The sequence below is a fragment of the Caulobacter ginsengisoli genome, from assembly GCF_030814835.1.
GTDB lineage: Bacteria > Pseudomonadota > Alphaproteobacteria > Caulobacterales > Caulobacteraceae > Caulobacter > Caulobacter ginsengisoli.
On sequence record NZ_JAUSVS010000001.1, the window covers coordinates 554,259 to 574,212 of the forward strand.

Genomic DNA, 19,954 nt, shown 5'->3' on the forward strand with positions numbered 1-19,954 from the left:
CGAAGTGCAGCACATCCTTGAAGAACTCGACCGGCGCCGCGAACAGGCCCGGGCCGGCGGCGGCGAGCGGCGGATCCAGAGTCAGCACGCCAAGGGCAAGCTGACCGCCCGCGAGCGGGTCGACCTGCTGCTGGACGAAGGGTCCTTCGAAGAGTTCGACATGTTCGTCGAGCACCGCAGCCACGACTTCGGCATGGAAGACCAGCGCATCGCCGGCGACGGCGTGGTCACCGGCTGGGGCACCATCAACGGCCGCGTCGTCTATGTTTTCTCCAAGGATTTCACCGTGTTCGGCGGCTCTCTTAGCGCCACCCACGCCCAGAAGATCGTCAAGGTTCAGCGCCAGGCGGCCAAGGTCGGCGCCCCGATCATCGGCCTGTTCGACGCCGGCGGCGCGCGTATCCAGGAGGGGGTCGACAGTCTGGCCGGCTATGCCGACATTTTCCTCGAGAACGTGCTCAGCTCGGGCGTGGTGCCGCAGATCAGCGTGATCATGGGTCCCTGCGCCGGCGGCGACGTCTATAGCCCGGCCATGACCGACTTCATCTTCATGGTGAAGGACACCAGCTACATGTACGTGACCGGCCCGGACGTGGTCAAAACGGTCACCAACGAGACGGTCACCCACGAGGACCTGGGCGGGGCCCGCGTCCACGCCGCGAAGTCCGGCGTCGCCGAGGGGGCGTTCGAGAACGACCTGGAGGCCCTGACCCAGGTCCGCCGGCTGATCGACTTCCTGCCGCTCAGCAACCGCGAGAAGCCGCCGGTGCGCGAGAGCTTCGACGAGGCCCTGCGAGAAGAGCCCTCGCTCGACACCCTGATCCCGGCCAACGCCAACAAACCCTACGACATGAAGGAGCTGATCCTCAAGATCGTGGACGAGGCAGATTTCTTCGAAATCTCAAGCGAGTGGGCCAAGAACATCATCTGCGGCTTCGCCCGCATGGATGGCCAGCCGGTGGGCATTGTCGCCAACCAGCCGCAGGTGCTGGCCGGGGTTCTGGACATCGATTCCAGCCGCAAGGCCGCGCGGTTCGTCCGCTTCTGCGACGCCTTCAACATCCCCATCGTCACCCTGGTCGACGTGCCGGGCTTCATGCCGGGGACCAAGCAGGAGTATGGCGGCCTGATCAAGCACGGCGCCAAGCTACTGTTCGCCTACGCCGAGGCCACCGTCCCGAAGATCACCGTCATCACCCGCAAGGCCTATGGCGGCGCCTATGACGTGATGAGCTCCAAGCACCTGCGCGGCGACCTCAACTATGCCTGGCCCACCGCCGAGATCGCGGTGATGGGCGCCAAGGGGGCGGTGGAGATCATCTTCCGCGCCGACATCGGCGACCCTGACAAGATCAGCGCCCGGGAAGCGGAGTACAAGGAACGCTTTGCCAACCCCTTCGTGGCGGCGTCACGCGGCTACATCGACGACGTGATCATGCCGCATGGGACGCGCAAGCGGATCGTGCGGGGACTGCAGTCGCTGAAGGGCAAGCAGCTGTCGAACCCCTGGAAGAAGCACGACAACATTCCGCTGTAACGGCTTGGTCTGCCTACCTAATTCCGCTCATCCCCGCGAAAGCGGGGACCCAGGCTTTTTCTGTCTAGGTAGTTCTGACAGGTCTCGGCAGCGGGAAGGCTGAAACGAAAAACACCTGGGTCCCCGCTTTCGCGGGGATGAGCGGTGTGGGTGATGGGGCTTAGCCCTTCAACGCCCCGATCCAGGCCACCCCGTCGATGCTCGGGAAGAACAGGTAGGCGCTGCCCTTGGTCTGCACGAAGCTGCTCAGCGTGAACCGGGTGTCGCGGTCCTTCGGGCCGGTGGGCGCGCTGTGGTCGTAGGGCGCGGTGTGCTGGCCGGGCGGGACCGGGTCGTCGGGGATGTTGGTCCCCATGATCGGGTCGGCGAGGTCGAAGGTGGGGCCAAAGCCGCTGGGGCTGTTCAGCCAGTTCGCCATCAGGAACTCGAACTGCTGGCGCAGGCTGGCGCCGACGAAGAGGCCCATCAGGCCGCGCTCGCCGGTGTTCCGGTTTTCGGCGTTGTAGGGCAGCTGATAGGCGATGGCCCGGCGCAGGATGCGGTGCATGTGGGCAAAGCCGCTGACATGGGGGCTGCTGCGCGGGTTGCCGCGGCGGGTGTGGGCGCCCATCGGACAGACCTCGCCGCGGTCGGGCGCCGTGCGCTGGCCGCCGGGGCCGAAGGGGTCGTAGCTGAAATCGTTGAGCCGCTGGGGCGGCAGGTCAGGGGGCAGCTTGTCGCCCTGGACGGGGAAGACGGCGAGCGGGGTGCCGTTGGGCCAGCGACCCAGCAGCTTGGCCTTCAGCGACGCCTTCTGGATTTCGGGCCTGGTGATGCCGAACGCCGCCCCGAAATCGGGGGCCAGGGCCTCGATCTGGCGTTCGAAGCCGTCGACGTCCTGCTTGAGGATGCGGAACGCCGCATAGGTCCCGTATTGGCCCAGGGCTGGAGGCGAGGGCACGCTGAGGCTCTCGAACCCGCCCCCGGGCCGGGCCGTCCCCAGCAGGAAGCCGCCCGGATCGGCCTGGCGCTGGCCGCCGTCGGGTTCGCGGGCGAAGGGGCTGCCGGCGATGGTGGGCTGGGCGATGCCGTCCTGGTAGCCGAAATAGACCTTGCCGTTCTCCAGTTCCTGGCTGTCGAAGACCCGGCTCATGTCCAGCTTGCCAAAGCCGGCTGCGAAACGGGCGGCCAGGTCCGCCGTCGCCGAGGTGAGCGCCTGTTCGGTGAGGGCGTAGAGGACCAGCATCACGTCGAAATGCTGGTCGTCGATCCGCCAATGGCTGGGGTCGCTCTGGCCGACATCGCCGATCCTGGCGGCGCTGGCGGCGGCCCCGTGCACGAACGGCGCGCAGTTCAGGTCGCGCTGAAAGCTCATCAGGCTCTGCTTGGGCACGCCCAGCGCGTTCAGACCCCGCCAGGTGAAGCCGACATTGAGGCAGGTGGCCGGTTTGACGGTCCAGGGCGCTGCCGAGGTGATGGCCGGCCCATCGGGCCCGGGCCGGGCGAGGTCGGCCAGGAAGCGGCAGGCCTTGGCGCGGTCCTTCACCGTCAGGGCGAAGTAGCGCACGAAGGTCTGGCGATAGCCGCGCAGGATGAAGCCCTGGATGCGATCCAGCGGCCAGTCGGTCTGGACGACGCTCATTTGCGCGCCTTTTTGAGCTGGGCGGCCGAGGGCGGCGGCGGCTTCTGCATGGCGCCCTGGATCTGGTCGACCGTGTAGGGATAGGCCCGGAAGAAGGCCCCGAAATAGCTCGTGCCGCCCTTGGTCAGGTCGCGCTCCAGCAGGTACTGGGTGAAGGCGGGGATGTTGTTCTGGATCGGCTTGAGCTCGCCCATGCCGACGAAGAGGTCGGCGGCGGCGTTGAAGCCATCGGGCAGGGCGTTCACCAGGTCGCCGATATAGTCCTCGAAGGACTCGTCATAGACGGTGGAGAGCAGCGCCGTCTGCCTGCCGTCGGCGCCGACCGGGGGGAAGACCACCCAGGCATAGTGGAGAATATTGACGGCCCCATCCGATGGCGGGCTGAAGGCGGCGGCGAGGGCCGTGGCGGCCTTGGCCTGGTCTGCAGGCTTCACCAGCTCGAGCACGAGCGACAGACCGTTGGGTCTTTGCGGCATGATCACCCCCGAGATCGATCCCGGAAGGATTACAGGTCGTGGGTCTGTTGGCTAGGAGCCGCCGGCCATGAAGTCGTAGACGTCGGCCGCTCGCGTCACGGCGATGGAAATCCGGTCATCGCTGATCTGGATTTCGCCACGGGCGACGGGGTGGTTGTTGGCCAGGATCCACACTTCGTCGGTGGTCTTGGCGTCGAGCGGAATCACCGCGCCGCGGCCCATGCGCAGCAGCTGCTGCATGGGCAGGGTTGAGCGGCCGAGCACGACGGAAATCTCGACATTGACCGAATTGACCTGGCTCACGAAACGCTCACCCCTCGCGCCGACGCGCCTGAGAGACCACATTGGGCCGACATGCTTGACCGCTCGTTAAATCTTCAGGCCCCGGGGCCGCTATTCGGTCGTGATGACGACCATGCCGCAGGCTGGGCGGTGTCGGCCGGATTGGTCGACTATCCCGCCGCCGTGGCCGCCATGGAGGCCCGCGCCGCCGCCATAGCCGAGGGACGGGCAGGGGAGCTGGTCTGGCTGCTGGAGCACCCGCCGCTCTACACCGCAGGGGTCTCGGCCAAGGCCGGCGACCTGCTGGCCCCGGACCGCTTTCCGGTGTTCGAAACCGGGCGGGGCGGACAGCATACCTATCACGGGCCGGGCCAGCGGGTGGCCTATGTCATGCTGGACCTGACCCGCCGCCGCCGCGACGTGCGGGCCTTCGTGGCGGCGCTGGAGGCCTGGGTGATCGAGGCTCTGGGGGCCTTCAATATCGTGGGCGAGATCAAGCCTGGCCGGGTCGGGGTCTGGGTCGAGCGCAAGGGCCCCGGCTGGTTCCGCGAGGACAAGATCGCCGCCATCGGGGTCAAGCTACGCCGCTGGGTCAGCTTCCATGGCGTCAGCCTGAACGTCGAGCCGGACCTGGAGCATTTCAGCGGCATCGTCCCCTGCGGCATCACCGAGCATGGGGTGACCAGCCTGGTCGACCTGGGCCTGCCGGTGACCATGGACGAGGCCGACGCGGCGCTGCGGGCGGGGTTCGAGCGGGTGTTCGGGACGACGGAGGCGGCCGCCCCGCCGATTTGAGGGCTATGGCCCTTTCTGGCAGGCCTTCCAGGCCTGGTAGGCGGACCGCTCGCTGGAGCGGGTCACGGCCGAATCCCAGGTGAAGAAGGAATAGGGCTCGGTCGGTCCCTCGTTGACCCACAGGGCGCCGGTGGCCTTGGTCAGCATGAAGGCCACGTCGTCGCCGCCGCCCATATGGGCGTTGCCGCAGACATCGCCGTTGGCCGCGACCTTGACCTTGCTGAACATGGTCTTGTCGGGAGATTTCAGATGCTGCTTGACCACAGCCAGACCTTCGGCGGCCTCGGGTGGGGGAGGGGCGGCGATCGCGGCGGTGGCGGTCAGGGCCAGGCCGACGGCGATCAGGGGGATAAGGCGCATCTCAAAACTCTCCGCAACTCACGCTAAGCCTGGACGGTGCGGCCGGGATTGGGACCGAAACGATTGGCGCCCTGCTCGCCGCTGAGCAAGCCGAGCTCCACTACCGCCCAGACCACCACCAGCAGGAACAGCACCCGATAGTCGTGCGGCACCGGCCAGACGGCGATCAGGGCCAGCAGCACCACCGCCGCCAGCCAGCCCGAACGGCCGCGGTCGTGCAGGCGCTTCGACAGCAGGCAGGCGCCGCTGTAGACCAGCACCGGATAGACGATCCAACCGGTCAGCCAGTGCGGGATCGAGGGCACGGTCAGCTCATAGAGCGCCGCCGAGCCGATCAGCGCCGCCGCCGCGATGACGAAGGGCGTGCGCGACAGCCTGCCGGTCGAGGAGAAGAACAGTTCCGCCCAGTTGATCTGGCCCTGCATGGCCGCGCCGGTCTCCGAATCGTCCGCGCGCCGAGCGGCGGGACGTGCAGCGGTTTTAGGCGAGGGCGGGGCTTTGCGAAAGCCTCACAGGCGTGACCAACGGTCCCGGCGCCAGGCCCGGTCCGCCCAGCAGGTTCATCACCAGCCAGATCTGACCCAGGATCGGCGGGAAGGCGAACAGCAGCATCCAGCCCGACAGATTGCGGTCGTGGCAGCGCTTGACCGTGGTCGCCAGGGAAATCCAGGCCAGGGCGATGACGAACATCGTGAAGGTCAGGGCGACCACGATCATGATCGGCGGCGTGACCCCGGTCATGTGCTCATCGCCCGCCCCGCTGGCGACGATGAACAGGAAGGCGAAGAAATAGGCGACGGTGAACAGGGTAAGCTGGGTCAGCACGAACCGCCGCCGGCCAACCCGTCCGTCGAAACTGAAGAGTTCGGTATAGGTCATCGACCCGCCCCACATTGCCTGTGGGGTTAACGCGGAACTTTCGGATTGGATGCGGTCGCCGACGCGCTAGGCGAACTCGACCAGCACCTCGTCGGCCGCGACGCTGTCGCCGCCCTTGGCGTTGACGGTCTTCACCACCCCCTCGCGCTCGGCGCGGATGATGTTCTGCATCTTCATCGCCTCGATGACGCAGACCGTCTCGCCCTCGCGCACGGTCTGGCCGACCTCGACATCCATGGTCACCACCAGGCCGGGCATCGGCGAGATGATGGTCTTGGAGGTGTCGGGCTTGGGCTTGGGCGGCAGCTTGTGGTGCAGCTCGGCCGAGCGGGTGGTCAGGACCAGCACCTTGGAGGTCGAGGCGCGGTGGCGGATGGTGAAGCCTTCGGGCGCCGGGGCGACATTCACCGTGAAGGCCGTGCCATTCAGGCGACCGCGGAACTGGGCCTTGCCCGGGCGCCAGGCGATGTCGGTCAGGGTCAGGCTGCGAGCTTCGTCGGTGAGGTCGATGCTCAGGCCCTGGCCGGCGTCGCGCGCCTCGACCCGGCGTTCGGCCGTGCCGACGAACACCACCCAGTCATCGCGCAACAGGCCGGCGGCCCGGCGGGTCATGATCCGGTGCATGGCGACGCCCGCCGCGGTCATCGCGTCCAGCTGGAAGGCCGTGCGCGGCGTGCTCTCGAAGCCGTCGGGGAATTCGTCCTTGATGTAGTTGGTCGACAGGGCCCCGGTGCGGAACCGCTCCTGGTCCATCACGGCCGCCAGGAAGGGCACGTTGTGGCCAAGGCCCTCGATGTGGAAGTCCTCCAGCGCCCGGCCCATGCCGTCCACCGCCGCCAGCCGGGTCGGCGACCAGGTGCAGAGCTTGGCGATCATCGGATCGTAGAACATCGAGATCTCGTCGCCCTCCCGCACCCCGGTGTCGTTGCGGACGCGGTAGCCCTCATGATCGCCCTCGGCCGGCGGCTCGTAGCGGACGAGGCGGCCGATGGAGGGCAGGAACTTGCGGTAGGGATCCTCGGCGTAGATGCGGCTCTCGATGGCCCAGCCGTTGATCTTCAGATCGGCCTGGGAAAAGGCCAGCTTCTCGCCCCAGGCCGAACGGATCATCTGCTCGACCAGGTCGAGGCCGGTGATCAGTTCGGTCACTGGATGCTCGACCTGCAGGCGGGTGTTCATCTCCAGGAAGAAGAAGCTCTTGTCCTGGCCGGCCACGAACTCGACCGTGCCGGCGCTGTCGTAGTTCACGGCCTTGGCGAGCGCCACGGCCTGGGCGCCCATGGCCGCGCGGGTCGTCTCGTCGAGCAGCGGGGAGGGGGCCTCCTCGATGACCTTCTGGTTGCGGCGCTGGATCGAGCATTCGCGCTCGAACAGGTGGACGACGTTGCCGTGCTTGTCGCCCAGCACCTGGATCTCGATATGGCGCGGGCTGACGATGAACTTCTCGATGAAGATGCGGTCGTCGCCGAACGCGCCCTTGGCCTCGGCCTTGACGGCCGGGAAGCCCTCCTCGACGTCCTTGCGGTCCCAGGCGACCCGGATGCCCTTGCCGCCGCCGCCGGCCGACGCCTTGATCATCACCGGATAGCCGATCTCCTCGGAGATCTTCACGGCATGGGCGGTGTCGTCGATCTCGCCGATATGGCCGGGGACGCAGGAGACACCGGCCTTCTGGGCGAACTTCTTGGACTCGATCTTGTCGCCCATGGCCTCGATGGCCCAGGGGTTGGGGCCGATGAAGACGATGCCCTCGTCGGCGCAGCGCTGGGCGAACTCGGCCTTTTCGGAGAGGAAGCCGAAGCCCGGATGGACGGCCTCGGCGCCGGTCGACTTGCAGGCGGCGATGATCTTGTCGGCGTCCAGGTAGGACTGGTTGGCGGGGGGGCGGGCCGATGAAGACAGTCTCGTCGGCCATCTCCACGGCCAGGCTGTCGGCGTCGGCTTCGGAGTAGACGACGACGGTCTTGATCCCCAGGCGGCGGCAGGTCTTGATGACCCGGACGGCGATCTCGCCGCGGTTGGCGATCAGAATCTTCGAAAACATCGTCTCGTCAGGCCCCTGGCGTGGCAAAGCTCACCGTCCGGTTAGACGCCCCCGAAGGGGTTTGCAACGTCACGCCACGTCAGTTGCTTCCCGAACAGCGAGCGGCCACCTACATTGCAGACCATGACCGACACTGCCCATTTCGACCTGACCCCGCCCAGCGAGGCCGAACGCGCCCGCCTGGAAGCCGATCTCAACCCCGAAGAGCGCGAAGTCCTGCTGCGCCACGGCACCGAGGCCCCGTTCTGCGGCGGCCTGCTGGGCGAGAAGCGGCCGGGCGTCTACTGCTGCCGGCTGTGCGGCCTGCCGCTGTTCCGCTCGCGCACCAAGTTCGAAAGCGGCACCGGCTGGCCCAGCTTCTATGAGCCCTACGCCGAGAGCCACGTGGTCGGCATCCGCGATGTCAGCCACGGCATGGTGAGGATCGAAACCCGCTGCGCCCGCTGCGACAGCCACCAGGGGCACGTCTTCCCGGACGGCCCCCCGCCGACCCGCCTGCGATACTGCATCAACTCGGTGTCGCTGCAGTTCGTCGGCGAGGAAGAGCCGCTGCCCGACCCGCTGGGCCGGGGCGACCACCTCTAGAGCCGGCTTTTCAGGTCGGCGCGGAACTCGGCCATCGTCATCACCTGGTCGGGATCGGCAAGGGCGCCGCCGGGATCGTTCTTGCGAGTCGGCGCCACCTCGTCATGGCCCAGCACCCGGTCGAGGCTGAAGCTCGAAAAGCGCTTGGCCAGGTAGAGGGCGATGTTGGTCAGGGTCTCACGCTGGGCATGGCTGTAGGGCAGATACCAGCCGTCGTGGATATTGCCGCCCGAGGCCCGGCGGACCTGGTCGGACGTGTACCATTCGTCCGTGGCCGAGCGGCGGGTCGCGCGGCCCTTGCTGTCGAGGACCGGGTTCTTGTCCTTGTCGACCACCACGTTGAACCAGGGACAGAACACCCCCGGATCGGCCGTCGCGAACAGCTTGCCCGGGTTGTTCATCTCGAAGCCGACATAGAATTGCGAGACACCCGTGCGCTGGGTCACCGGGCACAGGCTGGGCCCGGCGTGATAGCCCCAGTCACCCCAGTCGAAGCCCTCCGGCAGCCAGACCCGGCCGGTCCGGCTGATGATGCCATAGTGGAAGCCGTTGTCCTGCCCGCCGCGGAGGGTGTCGAGCGAGCGGGAATCGGAGTTCTCGGCGCCGTTGCCGGCCGCCCGGATGCGGTAGGCGTCAAAGTGCACGATCATGCCTTCCAGCCCGTTGGGACGCTTGCCCTGCACCTTGTGACGGATGCCGGTCGCCGTTTCGAAGTTCGGCGGCGAATAGTCGCCAAGCTCGGCGCGCGAGGGCCGATCGCCATCGGCGTCGGCGTCGGGGTCGGGGCCGGCCACGAAATTGTCGCAGGCGCCGGCCCAGACGAACTCATTGCCGCCCAGGGCGTACCAGAGGGCGACGCCCTGGACGTTCTGGCCGTTGGCCTGGCCGATCACCCCAAAGCGCTGGCCCGCTTCGATCTGGCGGGTGCGGGGCGAGGCCGAGGAGGGCGCATCGCGCCGGACGTTGAGTTTCAGGCGGGCGGTGACCGCCCCGGCCGATCCGGTGATCGTGACCATGCTCATCCAGCTCCATCGGTGGGGGCCGCCGGAGTGGCGGCGGGGGAGGGCAGAGCCTTGGCCGCCAGATAGCCGACGTGGCTGATGCCCATCAGCCAGATGAACCGCTCGCTCAGCGGCGGCAGGGTGGCGGTGAAGGTGGGCTCGCCGGCGGCCGGCGCATGCAAGGGCCCAAGATGGCCCGCGTAGAAGAACGACCATAGCGCCGCGGCGTAGACGCCCAGCAGCAGCAGGGTGATCAGAAACTGCTGGATCTTGCTGAGATCGGCCGTGGCCGCATCGCCCACCTGTTCGCCGCGGAACATGTCCATCCATTGGGCGTCGGACGCGCTGGACCAGCCCACGATCGAACCGGAGACGACCGCTTGGCCGTCGCTGCGCCCCGTGGCGGCGGCGACATCGTCGGCGGCGGCCTGTCCGGCGGCATCCCCGGATGGGGCGTCCGACGGCGACTTCAGGGTCAGCAGGGCCGGCGAAGCCACCAGGGTGCCGGCCGAAATGCCCATCGCCGCCAGCAGCTCGGCGGGCAGGTCGATGTTCAGGGGGTCCTTCACGCCCAAGCGGATCAGGGCGGCGACCAGGGTGACCAGCGCGGAGATGACGATCACCGTCCAGCCGGCCGCCTGGAACCGGGACAGGCTGACCCGGTTGCGGGAATCGATGAACAGCCCGGCGGGCCGTCCGCGAATGGCGATGCTGGCCAAGGCCATGAACAGCATGACCAGGCCCACGGTCTTGATCCAGGCCCAGGCGATCTCGGGCCCGCTCGGATTGAAGCGCATCCAGTTGACCCAGACTATCGCCGCCAGCACCGCCAGCCCAAGCGCTCCGCAGGTCGCCACGCGCCTCTGGTATCGTTTCTTGTCCATCACGCCCTCCCCGGACAGCGTCCTCTGATTGAAATGCCTTGGTGACGTTATCAGAGATCGCATCCTAGGCCAGTGGCGCGGGCCGCGGCGTGATCGGGATCACGGACCCCCCGATCGCCGGGCGTATCCGCCGCCGCCGAGAATGGCCGTCGCACCGGCCGTCTCTATATTTACTGAGCCCTTCCCATCGCCCATTCATTTTGCTACCCCCCGCGCCTCACCACGAGCGGTCGTGGCGGAATTGGTAGACGCGCAGCGTTGAGGTCGCTGTGGGGCAACCCGTGGAAGTTCGAGTCTTCTCGACCGCACCAGTGAATCAGGGAACTTAGCGCCAGATCGACGCTCACACTCAGACAGGGAGGCCCCAATGACCCGGGAACCAGCCGACCTGACCGAGGATATCCTGAAAAAGCCAGTCCCAGCTCCCGAGGTCGAAGACCTCGAGGACCTGGCGCTTGGCGACGACTACGCCCTCAATCCCGACTACGTGGAAATGGTGGTCGACGCCGCCGACCGCGGCGATTCGGAGCGGCTGGGCGAGCTGGTCAGCGCCCTGCGCTCGGAAGACGTCGCCGACCTGATGGGCTTTCTGACCGCCGACTATCGCGAGCAGGTCATCCCGCATCTGGACCCCGAAGCCCTGGCCGAGGTGCTGTCGGAGCTGGAAACCAGCCTGCGCGAGGAAATCCTCGAGGCCATGCACCCGGCGACGTTGGCCAAGGCCCTCGAAGAACTGGACAGCGACGACGCCGCCGACCTCGTCGACGACCTGGAGGACGACAAGCGCGCCGCCGTGCTGGCCGCCATGGACGAGACCGACCGGGCCGCCATCGAGACCAGCCTGGCCTATGAGGACGAGACCGCCGGCCGCCTGATGCAGCGGGAAGTGCTGGCGGCGCCGCAGTTCTGGACGGTCGGCCAGGCCATCGACCATGTCCGCACCGCCGGCGACGACATCCCCGAGCTGTTCTTCGACATCTATGTGGTCGACCCCGGCTACAAGCCGGTCGGCGCGGTGCCGGTCAGCCATCTGCTGCGGGCCCGGCGCGAGGTCAGCCTGGCCGAGATCATGGAAGAGGTCAGCGAAATCCCGGTCGACATGGACCAGGAAGAGGTCGCCTACATCTTCGACAAATACCACCTGATCAGCGCTCCCGTCGTCGATCCGGGCGGGCGGCTGGTCGGCCAGATCACCGTCGACGACATCGTGGGCGTCATCCAGGAAGAGGCCGACGAAGACGTGCTGGCCCTGGCCGGGGTGTCGGATGCCGGCCGCGACGCCGGGGTCTTCGACGTGGTGCGCTCGCGCCTGCCCTGGCTGGTGGTCAACCTGGTCACGGAGGCCCTGGCGGTCACCGTCATCGGCGCCTTCCAGGCCGAGATCACCAAGCTGGCCGTGCTGGCCGTGCTGATGCCCATCGTCGCCTCGCTGGGCGGCAACGCCGGCACCCAGACCCTGGCCGTGGCCGTGCGGGCCCTGGCCAACAACGAACTGAACGCCGCCAACGCCTTCCGCATCGTCGGGCGGGAGATGTTCGTGGGCCTGCTGAACGGCGGGGCGGTCGGAGCGGTGATGGCGGTCGCCGTCTGGGTGATCTTCAAGGACGCGACCCTCTGCCTGGTCATCGCCCTGGCCCTGATCATCAACATCTTCGTCGCCTCGGTGGCGGGCATCCTGGCTCCGCTGACCCTGGAAAAGCTTGGCCGCGACCCGGCGGTGTCCAGTTCGGTGTTCGTCACCTTCGTCACGGATTTCACAGGATTCTTTTCGTTCCTGGGTCTCGCCGCCCTGATCCTGCTTTAACCGGCCCCTATCTTGCGAACCTGGAGCAGGCGCTCCGGCGTTTGTTTCAAACTGGGTCAGGTAGGGCATGAAACCCCGTCATCAGGTCTCCCGCGCAGCGATCGAACTGATCAAGCGCTTCGAGGGTTACCGCCGCAAGGCGGCCCAGTTGGCCGATGGCCGCTGGACGATCGGCTATGGCCACACCCTGACGGCCCGGGAAGGCGCCGAGGTGTCGGAAAGCGACGCCGAGGCCCTGCTGCTCTACGACATGATCGCCGTCTCGCACGCGGTCAACGAATGGACCTACACCCCGCTCACCCAGAATCAGTTCGACGCCCTCTGCGCCTTCGCCTTCAACATCGGCGTGGAGAATTTCCGCCGCTCGTCCGCCCTTCGCCGGGTCAATGAAGGCGCGCTCCTGCAAGCGGCGTGCGCGATGGAGATGTGGCGCAAGGCCGACTTCGAGGGCGAGCGGATCGTCATCGACGCCCTGGTCCGCCGCCGCTCGGCCGAGAAGACCCTGTTCCTCACTCCGGCCGGCGGCTGGATTCCCGCCCCCTCGCCGGTGCTCAAACCCAAGGTCGACTACGACGCGGTCAACGCCGTGCCGCGCCAGGCCCCGACGGCGGTCACCACCGACCTGACCGGCGACAAGGCTGTCGCAAAACGGGACGAGCCCGTGGCGGCCCCGGCCGCGCCGGTCAGCCCCAGCCTGAGTGAAGCGGCCGCCAGCCGCGTCGAGAGCCAGCTGCAGACCCTGGTTCCGGAAGCCCCTCAAGCCGAGGCTCCGCGCATCTTCGTCGTGCCCGGCACGCCGCTGGACCCCGAGCCCCTGGCCGGGGCGCCGGTGGAAACCGCGCCGGCGGCCCAGGACGTCGCCGCCCTGGTCGGTGAGCTGGTGCAACCGGAAGAGCTGGCGCCGTTCCCCGGCCTGCCGGAACTGATGCCGGAAGAGCCCGCCGCGCCCTCGCCGCCGCCGGCCAGCAGCCTGGATTTCCCGCCGATTCCGACCGGGGACACCGCGCCGTCGGCTCCGCAGTCGCAGCCCGAGCCGCCGCGCGCCGCCCCGACCCTGACCGTGGTCGGCACTGAGCGCGCCTTCGCGCTCAGCCCGCCGCCGGAAGACCTGGAGATCGTCGAGCCGGAAGCCGCGCTGGACCCCGAGCCGGCCCCGCTGCCGGTGGCCGCCAACGAGTCGGAGCCGGGCCTGTTCGAGACCCCTTTCCCCTCGTTTTCTGGCCCGTCGTTCAACCAATCCTTCGACGCCGAGTACGAGGCGGCCCCGTCGCGGCCGCTGGTCAACGAGGACTATGTCCGCCGCCTGGTCCAGGAGGATGAACGCGCTTCCATGGCCCTGGAGCTGGACGCTGAATTCCACGACGTCGAGGTCCAGCCGGGCCGGATCAACGGCCTGCCGTGGCTGGGCGGGGTGCTGGTCGGCATCCTGGGCTTCGGCGGCGGCGTGGTCTGGGCCGTGAAGACCCACGATCCGGTCATCGGCTATTCCGTCGCCGTGCTGGGAATTCTGATCGGGGGCGTCAGCTCCTGGCAGTGGCTCCGCTCGCTGGGTGTGCTGAACGCCACCGGCGATGAAGAGGGGGAACCGCAGGATCAAGTCTGATCCGGCGGGAGTAAGCGTAGCGTTGCGTAGAGTTTAGTGAGGGGGCGTAAGGACCACCCGCGGATCGGCAGATCGGCGGGTGGTTTTTCTTTTGATGTCCCCACGGCGGCACGGATTTGCTAGCTACTGCCGCATGATCCCAAATTCCGGCCCCTCCATGGATTTCGGCCTCGGCGAGACCGCCGACGCCATCCGTAAAACCACCGCCCGCTTCGCCGCCGACCGCATCGCGCCGCTGGCCGCCCAGATCGACGAGACCAACCACTTCCCGCGCGAGCTCTGGCCCGAGATGGGCGACCTGGGCCTGCACGGCATCACCGTCTCGGAAGAGGACGGGGGGCTGGGCCTGGGCTACCTGGAGCATGTCGTGGCCATGGAGGAGGTCTCCAGAGCCTCCGCCTCGATCGGTCTTTCCTACGGCGCCCACTCCAACCTCTGCGTCAACCAGATCCGGCGTTGGGCCAATGCCGAACAGAAGGCCCGCTACCTGCCCAAGCTGATCAGCGGCGAGCATGTCGGCTCGCTGGCAATGAGCGAGGCGGGCTCCGGCTCCGACGTGGTTTCCATGAAGCTGCGGGCCGACCGCCGGGGCGACCGCTATGTCCTGAACGGGACCAAGTTCTGGATCACCAACGCCCCGCACGCCGACACCCTGGTGGTCTACGCCAAGACCACCCCCGACGCCGACAGCCGCGGCATCAGCGCCTTCCTGATCGAGAAGGGCATGAAGGGGTTCAGCGTCTCCAAGAAGCTGGACAAGATGGGCATGCGCGGCTCCGACACCGCCGAGCTGGTGTTCGAGGACTGCGAAGTCCCGGAAGAGAACATCATGGGCCCCGAGAACGGCGGGGTCGGGGTGCTGATGAGCGGCCTGGACTATGAGCGGGCGGTGCTGGCCGCCGGGCCGCTGGGCATCATGCAGGCCTGCCTGGACGCGGTGCTGCCCTATGTCCGCGAGCGCAAGCAGTTCGGCAAGGCGATCGGCAGCTTCCAGCTGATGCAGGGCAAGGTCGCCGACATGTATGTCGCCCTCAACAGCGCCCGCGCCTACGTCTATGCGGTGGCCAGGGCCTGCGACAACGGCAAGACCACGCGATTCGACGCCGCCGGCGCCATCCTGATGGCCAGCGAGAACGCCGTGAAGACCGCGCTCGAAGCCATCCAGGCCCTGGGCGGGGCCGGCTACACCAAGGAATGGCCGGTCGAGCGCTATCTGCGCGACGCCAAGCTCTACGACATCGGGGCGGGGACGAATGAGATCCGCCGGTTCCTGATCGGGCGTGAGTTGGTGGGGGGCTAGGGCCGCCGCATCGCCCACACATCGTGGCTGTAGACGAAGCGGATGTCCGGCGGGCTGCCGGTGGAATACTTGCCGCCGGTGATCCACATCGCGCCGTTCCAGTCCCAGACGGCGACGCCGCCGCGCGGGGTCCAGGGGGCGCTGAGGGCGGTCCAGGTCTTGCCGTCGTCGCTGACCAGCATCTCGCTGGAAAAGCCGCCGCTACGGTTGGCGCCGACCAGCCACAGCCTGCCGTCGAAGGCGGCGGCCGTGTAGCCGACCGGCTCGGGCGTGGCGACGCCGTCGGCGACCTTGGTCCAATGGCGAGCGTCATCGCTGACCCAGACGTCGTTCTGGGCCGGCCCGTCGATCTCGCCGCCGCCGATCAGCCACAGCCGGTCCTTCAGCACCACCAGATGCGGATTGACCCTGGGGCCCCAGGGCGGCGCCTCGACCTGGGTCCAGGTCAGGCCGTCCGTCGAGCGGAACACCTCGTTGCGCGAGCGCTGGCCATCGAAGCCGCCGACGATCCAGATCGCCCCCTTGAAGGCCACCGCGCCGTAGAACACGCGGCGGGGCAGGGTGGAACTGGCTCCCAGGGTCTCCCAGGTCTTGAAGTCGCTGGTGCGCCGGATGGACGGGGTGATGGTGAAGCCCAGATAGTTCCCTTCGATCCGGCCCAGGGCATAGACCGCCTCGCCCAACTGCACCTCCTTGAGATAGGCGGTGTTGGTCCCGCTGGCGGGCAGGGCCTCCTTGCGCCAGGCCGTCCCGTCGGCGCTGCTCCAGGTCCCCGCCGGATGCCGCGCCCAGGCCCGGCCCTGGGCCAGGAAGACGGGGAAGTTGTAGCTGCCTGGAAAGCCGGCGTCGGCGGTGGCCTGGGTCCAGCGATAGGGGCTCGGTGCGACGGCGGCGGCCTTGGCCGGTTCAGCAGGGCGGCAGCTAGCGCTCAGGGCCAGCACGGCGGCAAGGGCTAGGGCGCGGATCATGCCGCAGCTTGGCCCAAACCCCAGATACACAAAAGCCCCGGCGAAACCGGGGCTCTCAGGCTTGTCGGTACGCCACGGAGGCCTAGACCTCCGTGGCGCCCAGCAATGTCAGCGTTGATGCCGACGGCTCAGCTAAGGATATGATCCTCAGCGGAGCGCTCCAGCAACTCCGCGTGATGACATTGAGACACTGGATCACCTCCTTTCAGCTGTTTGAAACAGTAACGTCAGTGAATATGGGGGTCGGTTAACGAGTCGCAAAGATATCTCGCGCGCGGCGCGACCGATTGCCTCGAAATCGGGCCATCTGGCTCACGATTGGCGAAACAGTGTAGCGCTGGCGCCATGCCCAGCTGGGACCCCGCGACTTACGAACGCTACAAGGCCTACCGCGACCGGCCCGCGCTCGACCTGTTGCTGCGCCTGCCCGCCGACCTGTCGCCGCGTGAAATCTGGGACCTGGGCTGCGGGACCGGCGAGCATGCCGCCCTGCTGGCCCGCCGCCATCCCGGCGCCAGGGTCCACGGCCTGGACTCCAGTCCGGCCATGCTCGACGAAGCGCGGGCTCGCAACGCCGAAGTGGATTGGCGGCTGGGCGACATTGCCGGCTTCGCGCCCGATGCGCCGGTCGATCTGATCTTCACCAACGCCGCCCTGCAATGGCTGCCGGACCATGCCGTGTTGTTCCCGCGCCTGGCCGGCCTGCTGGCCAGCGGCGGCGTCTTCGCCTGCCAGATTCCAATCGCTTATGAGAGCCTGCACCATCAGCTGCTGCGCGAGGTGGCGGAGGAGGGGCCGTGGGCCGCGCTGACCCGCACGGCGCGGGTGATCCAGCCCACGCCGTCGATGGCGGACTACCATCGCTGGCTCGGCCAGGCCTGCGACGAGATCGACATCTGGAGCACGACCTATCTGCACGCCCTGGAAGGCCCCGACCCGGTCATCGACTGGATGGACGGCACGGCCCTGCGGCCCTATCTCGACGTACTGACCGACGAGACCCTGCGCCAGGCCTTCCTGGACGCTCTCAAGGCCCGGATGGTCGAAGCCTTCCCGCCCGAGCCGGACGGTACGACCCTGTTCCCCTTCGCCCGGCTGTTCATGGTCGCCCGCCGCTAGAGAATCCAGCCGCCGCTGGCCAGATGGACATCGCCCGTGATCCTCATCTGGTAGTCCGCGATCCCGTCGCCATCCACGTCGAGCTTGAGCAGGGTGGTGTTGTTGGCGGACGTGTAGGCCAGGGTCATCTCGCCAGCATGCTTGGTGAAGGCGCCGGTCAGGTGGAAGGCCTGGTCGCCGCTGGCCGCCAGGTCGGCGTCGATGGCCGACAGGTCCAGTTTGTCGCCCAGGCCGTAGTCGGTGATGTTGTCGGTCTCGATCACCGTCTTCAGCCTGCTCGAGCCCACGGAGGCCGCCTGGATCACGAAGGTGTCGGCCCCCAGGCCGCCGGTCAGAGTGTCGTTACCCGTCCCGCCGATCAGGGTGTCGGCGCCGGCTCCGCCGCCCAGGGTGTCGCCGCCGCCACCGCCGTTCAGGATGTTGGCGCCCTCGTTGCCGGCCAGATTGTTGGCCAGGTCGTTGCCGGTTCCGCTGAGGTCGGCCGCCCCCTGCAGCTGCAGGGTTTCCAGGTTGGCGCCCAGCTTCCAGGTCACCCAGGCGCGGACCACGTCGCTGCCCTCGCTGGCCAGTTCGGTGATGGAGTCGCCCAGGTCATCGACGATGTAGGTGTCGTTGCCGGTCCCGCCCACCAGAGCGTCGGCCCCGGCGCCGCCGTCCAGAGAGTCGTTGTCCGGGCCGCCAACCAGGCTGTCATTGCCCGCTCCGCCGGCCAGGGTGTCGGCTCCGTCGCCGCCGGTGAGGCTGTCGATCCCGTCGCCGCCGTCCAGCTTGTCGGCGCCCGCGCCCCCCGAGAGCGTGTCGTCGCCCAGCCCGCCGATCAGCCTGTCGATGCCATCGCCGCCGTCGAGGGTGTCATTGTCCGAGCCGCCGTCCAGGGCGTCGTCGCCCGCGCCGCCGGCCAGCACGTCCTTGCCGTCGCCGCCGCTCAGGATGTCGTTGCCGTCGTTGCCGTTGATGGTGTCGTCGCCGTCCAGGCCGTTCAGCACGTCCTTGCCGCCCAGGCCGCCCAGGGTGTCGTTGTAGTTCGTGCCGCTGTGGAGGTCGGCGCCGGCCGTGCCTGCATAGGTCTCGCCCTTGGGCGGCGGCGGGGGCGGTGAAGAGCCACTCGGACCTCCATAGATCAGATAGCCGCCCCCTTCGTTGCCGTTCAGGCCGGGCGCGCCGATGAAGAAGTCGTCATAGCCGTCGTCATTGATGTCGCCGGCCGCCGTGATGCTGGCGCCGAGATTATGGAGCGCCTTGTGACCGGCCAGGCGATAGCCGTTGGTCCCGTTCAGGGCGGCCAGATCGACGCTGGCGTTCCAGCCGCCGGTGTGGCCGTAGACCACATAGACCTCGCCCTGGGTGATGATGCCGCCGACCGAGGCGTAGGGCGCCCCGACCGCGATGTCGTCGATACCGTCGCCATTGACGTCGCCGATCCCGGCCACGACGCCGGTGTAGGAATAGGCTGCCACGCCCGGCAGCTTGAAACCGTTGGTCCCGTCCAGGGCCGCCAGGTCGATGCTTTCAGGCAAACTGCCCTGGGAGCCGAAGACGACATAGGCGCCGCCGTTCTCCAGCCGCCCGTTGCTGCTTTCCCGCTGCACCCCGACGATCAGGTCGTCGACGCCATCGCCATTGACATCGCCGGCGGAGGCCAGGGCCCACATCAGGCCGTGGTCGGACGGGCCATCGATCCGCACGCCGTGGACGCCATCGGCCAGCGCCGGCATATCCACAGTGGCCGTGGCGGGCGCATGGCCGTCGCCGAAGATCACATAGACCGCACCATTGCTCTGGCGGCCCAGGGTTTGCTCCCCATAGGCGGCGATCGCGATGTCGGTCAGGCCGTCGCCGTTGAAGTCCAGTCCGGCGACGGGCATGCCGAACTGTTCGTCCTGCAGCTGCTGGCCGACGAGGCGGAAGCCCGCCACCCCGTTCAGGGCGCCCAGGTCGACGGTGGCCGGGCCCGGGTTGGCATGGCCGAAGACGACATAGGCCGCGCCGCTGTCGCCATGCAGGTCGTCGACCCGGAAAGCGCCCAGCAGCAGGTCATCGACGCCGTCGCCGTTGACGTCGTGGATGACGCTGACCGAGCTGCCCACATAGCCGAAGTTCTGCGTCCCATGGATGGCGAAGCCGTTGGTCCCGTCCAGCGAGGCCAGGCTGAAGGTGGGCGACCAGCCGCCGGCCTTGCCGTAGATGACATAGACATCGCCCGCCCGGCCCGGACCGGTGTCGCTGACCACCAGGTCGGCCAGGCCATCGCCGTTCAGGTCGCCGCCCGCGACGGCGCGGCCCAGGTATGTGCTGGCGAATCCGAAGATGGCGAAGCCGTCGGAACCGGACAGGGTGTTGGTGTCGAATATCGCGCCCAGGCCCCCGGCGCGCCCGAAGACGACATAGGCCGCGCCCGTTTCGAAGGCGCCGCGGGACGATCCGGGCGAGGCGATCACGAAGTCGTCGATGCCGTCGCCGTTGATGTCGCCGACGTTCGAGGCGGCGTTGCCCAGACCGCGGTCGAAGAAGTCGTTCCCCGTGATCTCGGTCGCGGAAACTCCGACAAGCGTGTCGATATCGATGGCGTTGGTCATGGCTGGCTCCCCCGGCTGTGTGCGGGGGAAGCTGTGGCGGGCGCCGGCTGGCGCCAACGCGGCGTTGGCTCAATTTGGGGTTTGCCGGCCGTTCCGGGGCCAAGGCTGGCTCAGAATGGG

At 68.0% G+C, this 19,954-nt stretch carries 17 protein-coding genes, 1 tRNA gene and 1 pseudogene; 8 read left to right on the forward strand and 11 right to left on the reverse strand.

From position 1 onward, the window contains the following. The first annotated feature begins 4 nt into the window (after positions 1-4). Positions 5-1,537: an acyl-CoA carboxylase subunit beta gene (locus QO010_RS02770; RefSeq protein WP_307345634.1), complete on the forward strand. Its 1,533-nt coding sequence runs from the start codon at positions 5-7 to the stop codon at positions 1,535-1,537. Between the two features lie 160 nt (positions 1,538-1,697). Here the strand turns inward: QO010_RS02770 and QO010_RS02775 are convergent, their stop codons facing one another. Genes QO010_RS02775 through QO010_RS02785 form a run of 3 tightly spaced genes read right to left on the reverse strand, consistent with a single transcriptional unit; the run spans position 1,698 to position 3,979 of the window. After that, positions 1,698-3,158 carry a Dyp-type peroxidase gene (locus QO010_RS02775; protein WP_307345637.1) on the reverse strand — a complete coding sequence of 487 codons (1,461 nt, stop codon included), beginning with the start codon at positions 3,156-3,158 and terminating at the stop codon, positions 1,698-1,700. Continuing rightward, positions 3,155-3,634: a hypothetical protein gene (locus QO010_RS02780; RefSeq protein WP_307345640.1), complete on the reverse strand. Its 480-nt coding sequence runs from the start codon at positions 3,632-3,634 to the stop codon at positions 3,155-3,157. Before QO010_RS02780 ends, QO010_RS02775 begins: the two co-directional genes overlap by 4 nt. Before the next feature lie 51 nt (positions 3,635-3,685). Then, positions 3,686-3,979: a FliM/FliN family flagellar motor switch protein gene (locus tag QO010_RS02785; protein WP_307345642.1), complete on the reverse strand. Its 294-nt coding sequence runs from the start codon at positions 3,977-3,979 to the stop codon at positions 3,686-3,688. A 9-nt stretch (positions 3,980-3,988) separates the two neighbouring features. On the opposite strand from QO010_RS02785, the gene lipB reads away from it, so the two are divergent. Beyond that, positions 3,989-4,711, forward strand: coding sequence for a lipoyl(octanoyl) transferase LipB (lipB, locus tag QO010_RS02790; protein ID WP_307345643.1), 723 nt, complete (start codon positions 3,989-3,991; stop codon positions 4,709-4,711). A 3-nt stretch (positions 4,712-4,714) separates the two neighbouring features. On the opposite strand, the gene QO010_RS02795 is transcribed toward lipB, so the two are convergent. The 4 genes and pseudogenes from QO010_RS02795 to QO010_RS02810 form a co-directional block, all read right to left on the reverse strand. After that, positions 4,715-5,071: a hypothetical protein gene (locus QO010_RS02795; protein WP_307345646.1), complete on the reverse strand. Its 357-nt coding sequence runs from the start codon at positions 5,069-5,071 to the stop codon at positions 4,715-4,717. A gap of 23 nt (positions 5,072-5,094) precedes the next feature. Continuing rightward, positions 5,095-5,496, reverse strand: a complete 402-nt coding sequence (locus QO010_RS02800; RefSeq protein WP_307345648.1) for a DUF805 domain-containing protein — start codon at positions 5,494-5,496, stop codon at positions 5,095-5,097. A gap of 55 nt (positions 5,497-5,551) precedes the next feature. Then, on the reverse strand, positions 5,552-5,950 hold the full coding sequence (locus QO010_RS02805; protein ID WP_307345651.1) for a DUF805 domain-containing protein: 399 nt from the start codon (positions 5,948-5,950) through the stop codon (positions 5,552-5,554). Positions 5,951-6,016: 66 nt separating this feature from the next. Continuing rightward, a pseudogene (locus tag QO010_RS02810) lies at positions 6,017-7,994 on the reverse strand (acetyl-CoA carboxylase biotin carboxylase subunit). Positions 7,995-8,117: 123 nt separating this feature from the next. Here QO010_RS02810 and msrB point away from each other — a divergent pair. Continuing rightward, a complete protein-coding gene (msrB, locus tag QO010_RS02815; protein ID WP_307345654.1) occupies positions 8,118-8,579 on the forward strand; it encodes a peptide-methionine (R)-S-oxide reductase MsrB in 462 nt (153 codons plus the stop codon). Here msrB and QO010_RS02820 read toward each other — a convergent pair. Together QO010_RS02820 and QO010_RS02825 are read right to left on the reverse strand one after the other, a co-directional pair. Further along, positions 8,576-9,595 (reverse strand): N-acetylmuramoyl-L-alanine amidase, encoded by a 1,020-nt coding sequence (locus QO010_RS02820; protein WP_307345657.1) that lies wholly within the window; start codon positions 9,593-9,595, stop codon positions 8,576-8,578. The genes msrB and QO010_RS02820 overlap by 4 nt on opposite strands. Before the next feature lie 2 nt (positions 9,596-9,597). Beyond that, positions 9,598-10,464 carry a hypothetical protein gene (locus QO010_RS02825; protein WP_307345661.1) on the reverse strand — a complete coding sequence of 289 codons (867 nt, stop codon included), beginning with the start codon at positions 10,462-10,464 and terminating at the stop codon, positions 9,598-9,600. Between the two features lie 226 nt (positions 10,465-10,690). Here QO010_RS02825 and QO010_RS02830 point away from each other — a divergent pair. From QO010_RS02830 to QO010_RS02845, 4 genes are all read left to right on the forward strand, one after another. Then, positions 10,691-10,775, forward strand: a tRNA-Leu gene (locus QO010_RS02830). Positions 10,776-10,831: 56 nt separating this feature from the next. Then, a complete protein-coding gene (gene mgtE, locus QO010_RS02835) occupies positions 10,832-12,268 on the forward strand; it encodes a magnesium transporter (protein WP_307345665.1) in 1,437 nt (478 codons plus the stop codon). A gap of 67 nt (positions 12,269-12,335) precedes the next feature. Continuing rightward, complete coding sequence (locus QO010_RS02840) at positions 12,336-13,871, forward strand: lysozyme (RefSeq protein WP_307345667.1); 1,536 nt, start codon at positions 12,336-12,338, stop codon at positions 13,869-13,871. A gap of 133 nt (positions 13,872-14,004) precedes the next feature. Beyond that, positions 14,005-15,171, forward strand: a complete 1,167-nt coding sequence (locus QO010_RS02845; protein WP_307345670.1) for an isovaleryl-CoA dehydrogenase — start codon at positions 14,005-14,007, stop codon at positions 15,169-15,171. On the opposite strand, the gene QO010_RS02850 is transcribed toward QO010_RS02845, so the two are convergent. Beyond that, complete coding sequence (locus tag QO010_RS02850) at positions 15,168-16,139, reverse strand: hypothetical protein (RefSeq protein WP_307345672.1); 972 nt, start codon at positions 16,137-16,139, stop codon at positions 15,168-15,170. The two genes, QO010_RS02845 and QO010_RS02850, sit on opposite strands and share 4 nt — an antisense overlap. 345 nt (positions 16,140-16,484) lie before the next feature. Here QO010_RS02850 and QO010_RS02855 point away from each other — a divergent pair, with 345 nt between their 5' ends. Beyond that, positions 16,485-17,258, forward strand: a complete 774-nt coding sequence (locus QO010_RS02855; protein WP_307345675.1) for a methyltransferase domain-containing protein — start codon at positions 16,485-16,487, stop codon at positions 17,256-17,258. On the opposite strand, the gene QO010_RS02860 is transcribed toward QO010_RS02855, so the two are convergent. Continuing rightward, the gene (locus tag QO010_RS02860) at positions 17,255-19,834 is read right to left on the reverse strand and encodes a M10 family metallopeptidase C-terminal domain-containing protein (RefSeq protein WP_307345678.1); all 2,580 of its coding nucleotides are present in this window, start codon (positions 19,832-19,834) and stop codon (positions 17,255-17,257) included. The two genes, QO010_RS02855 and QO010_RS02860, sit on opposite strands and share 4 nt — an antisense overlap. Positions 19,835-19,954 lie beyond the last annotated feature (120 nt).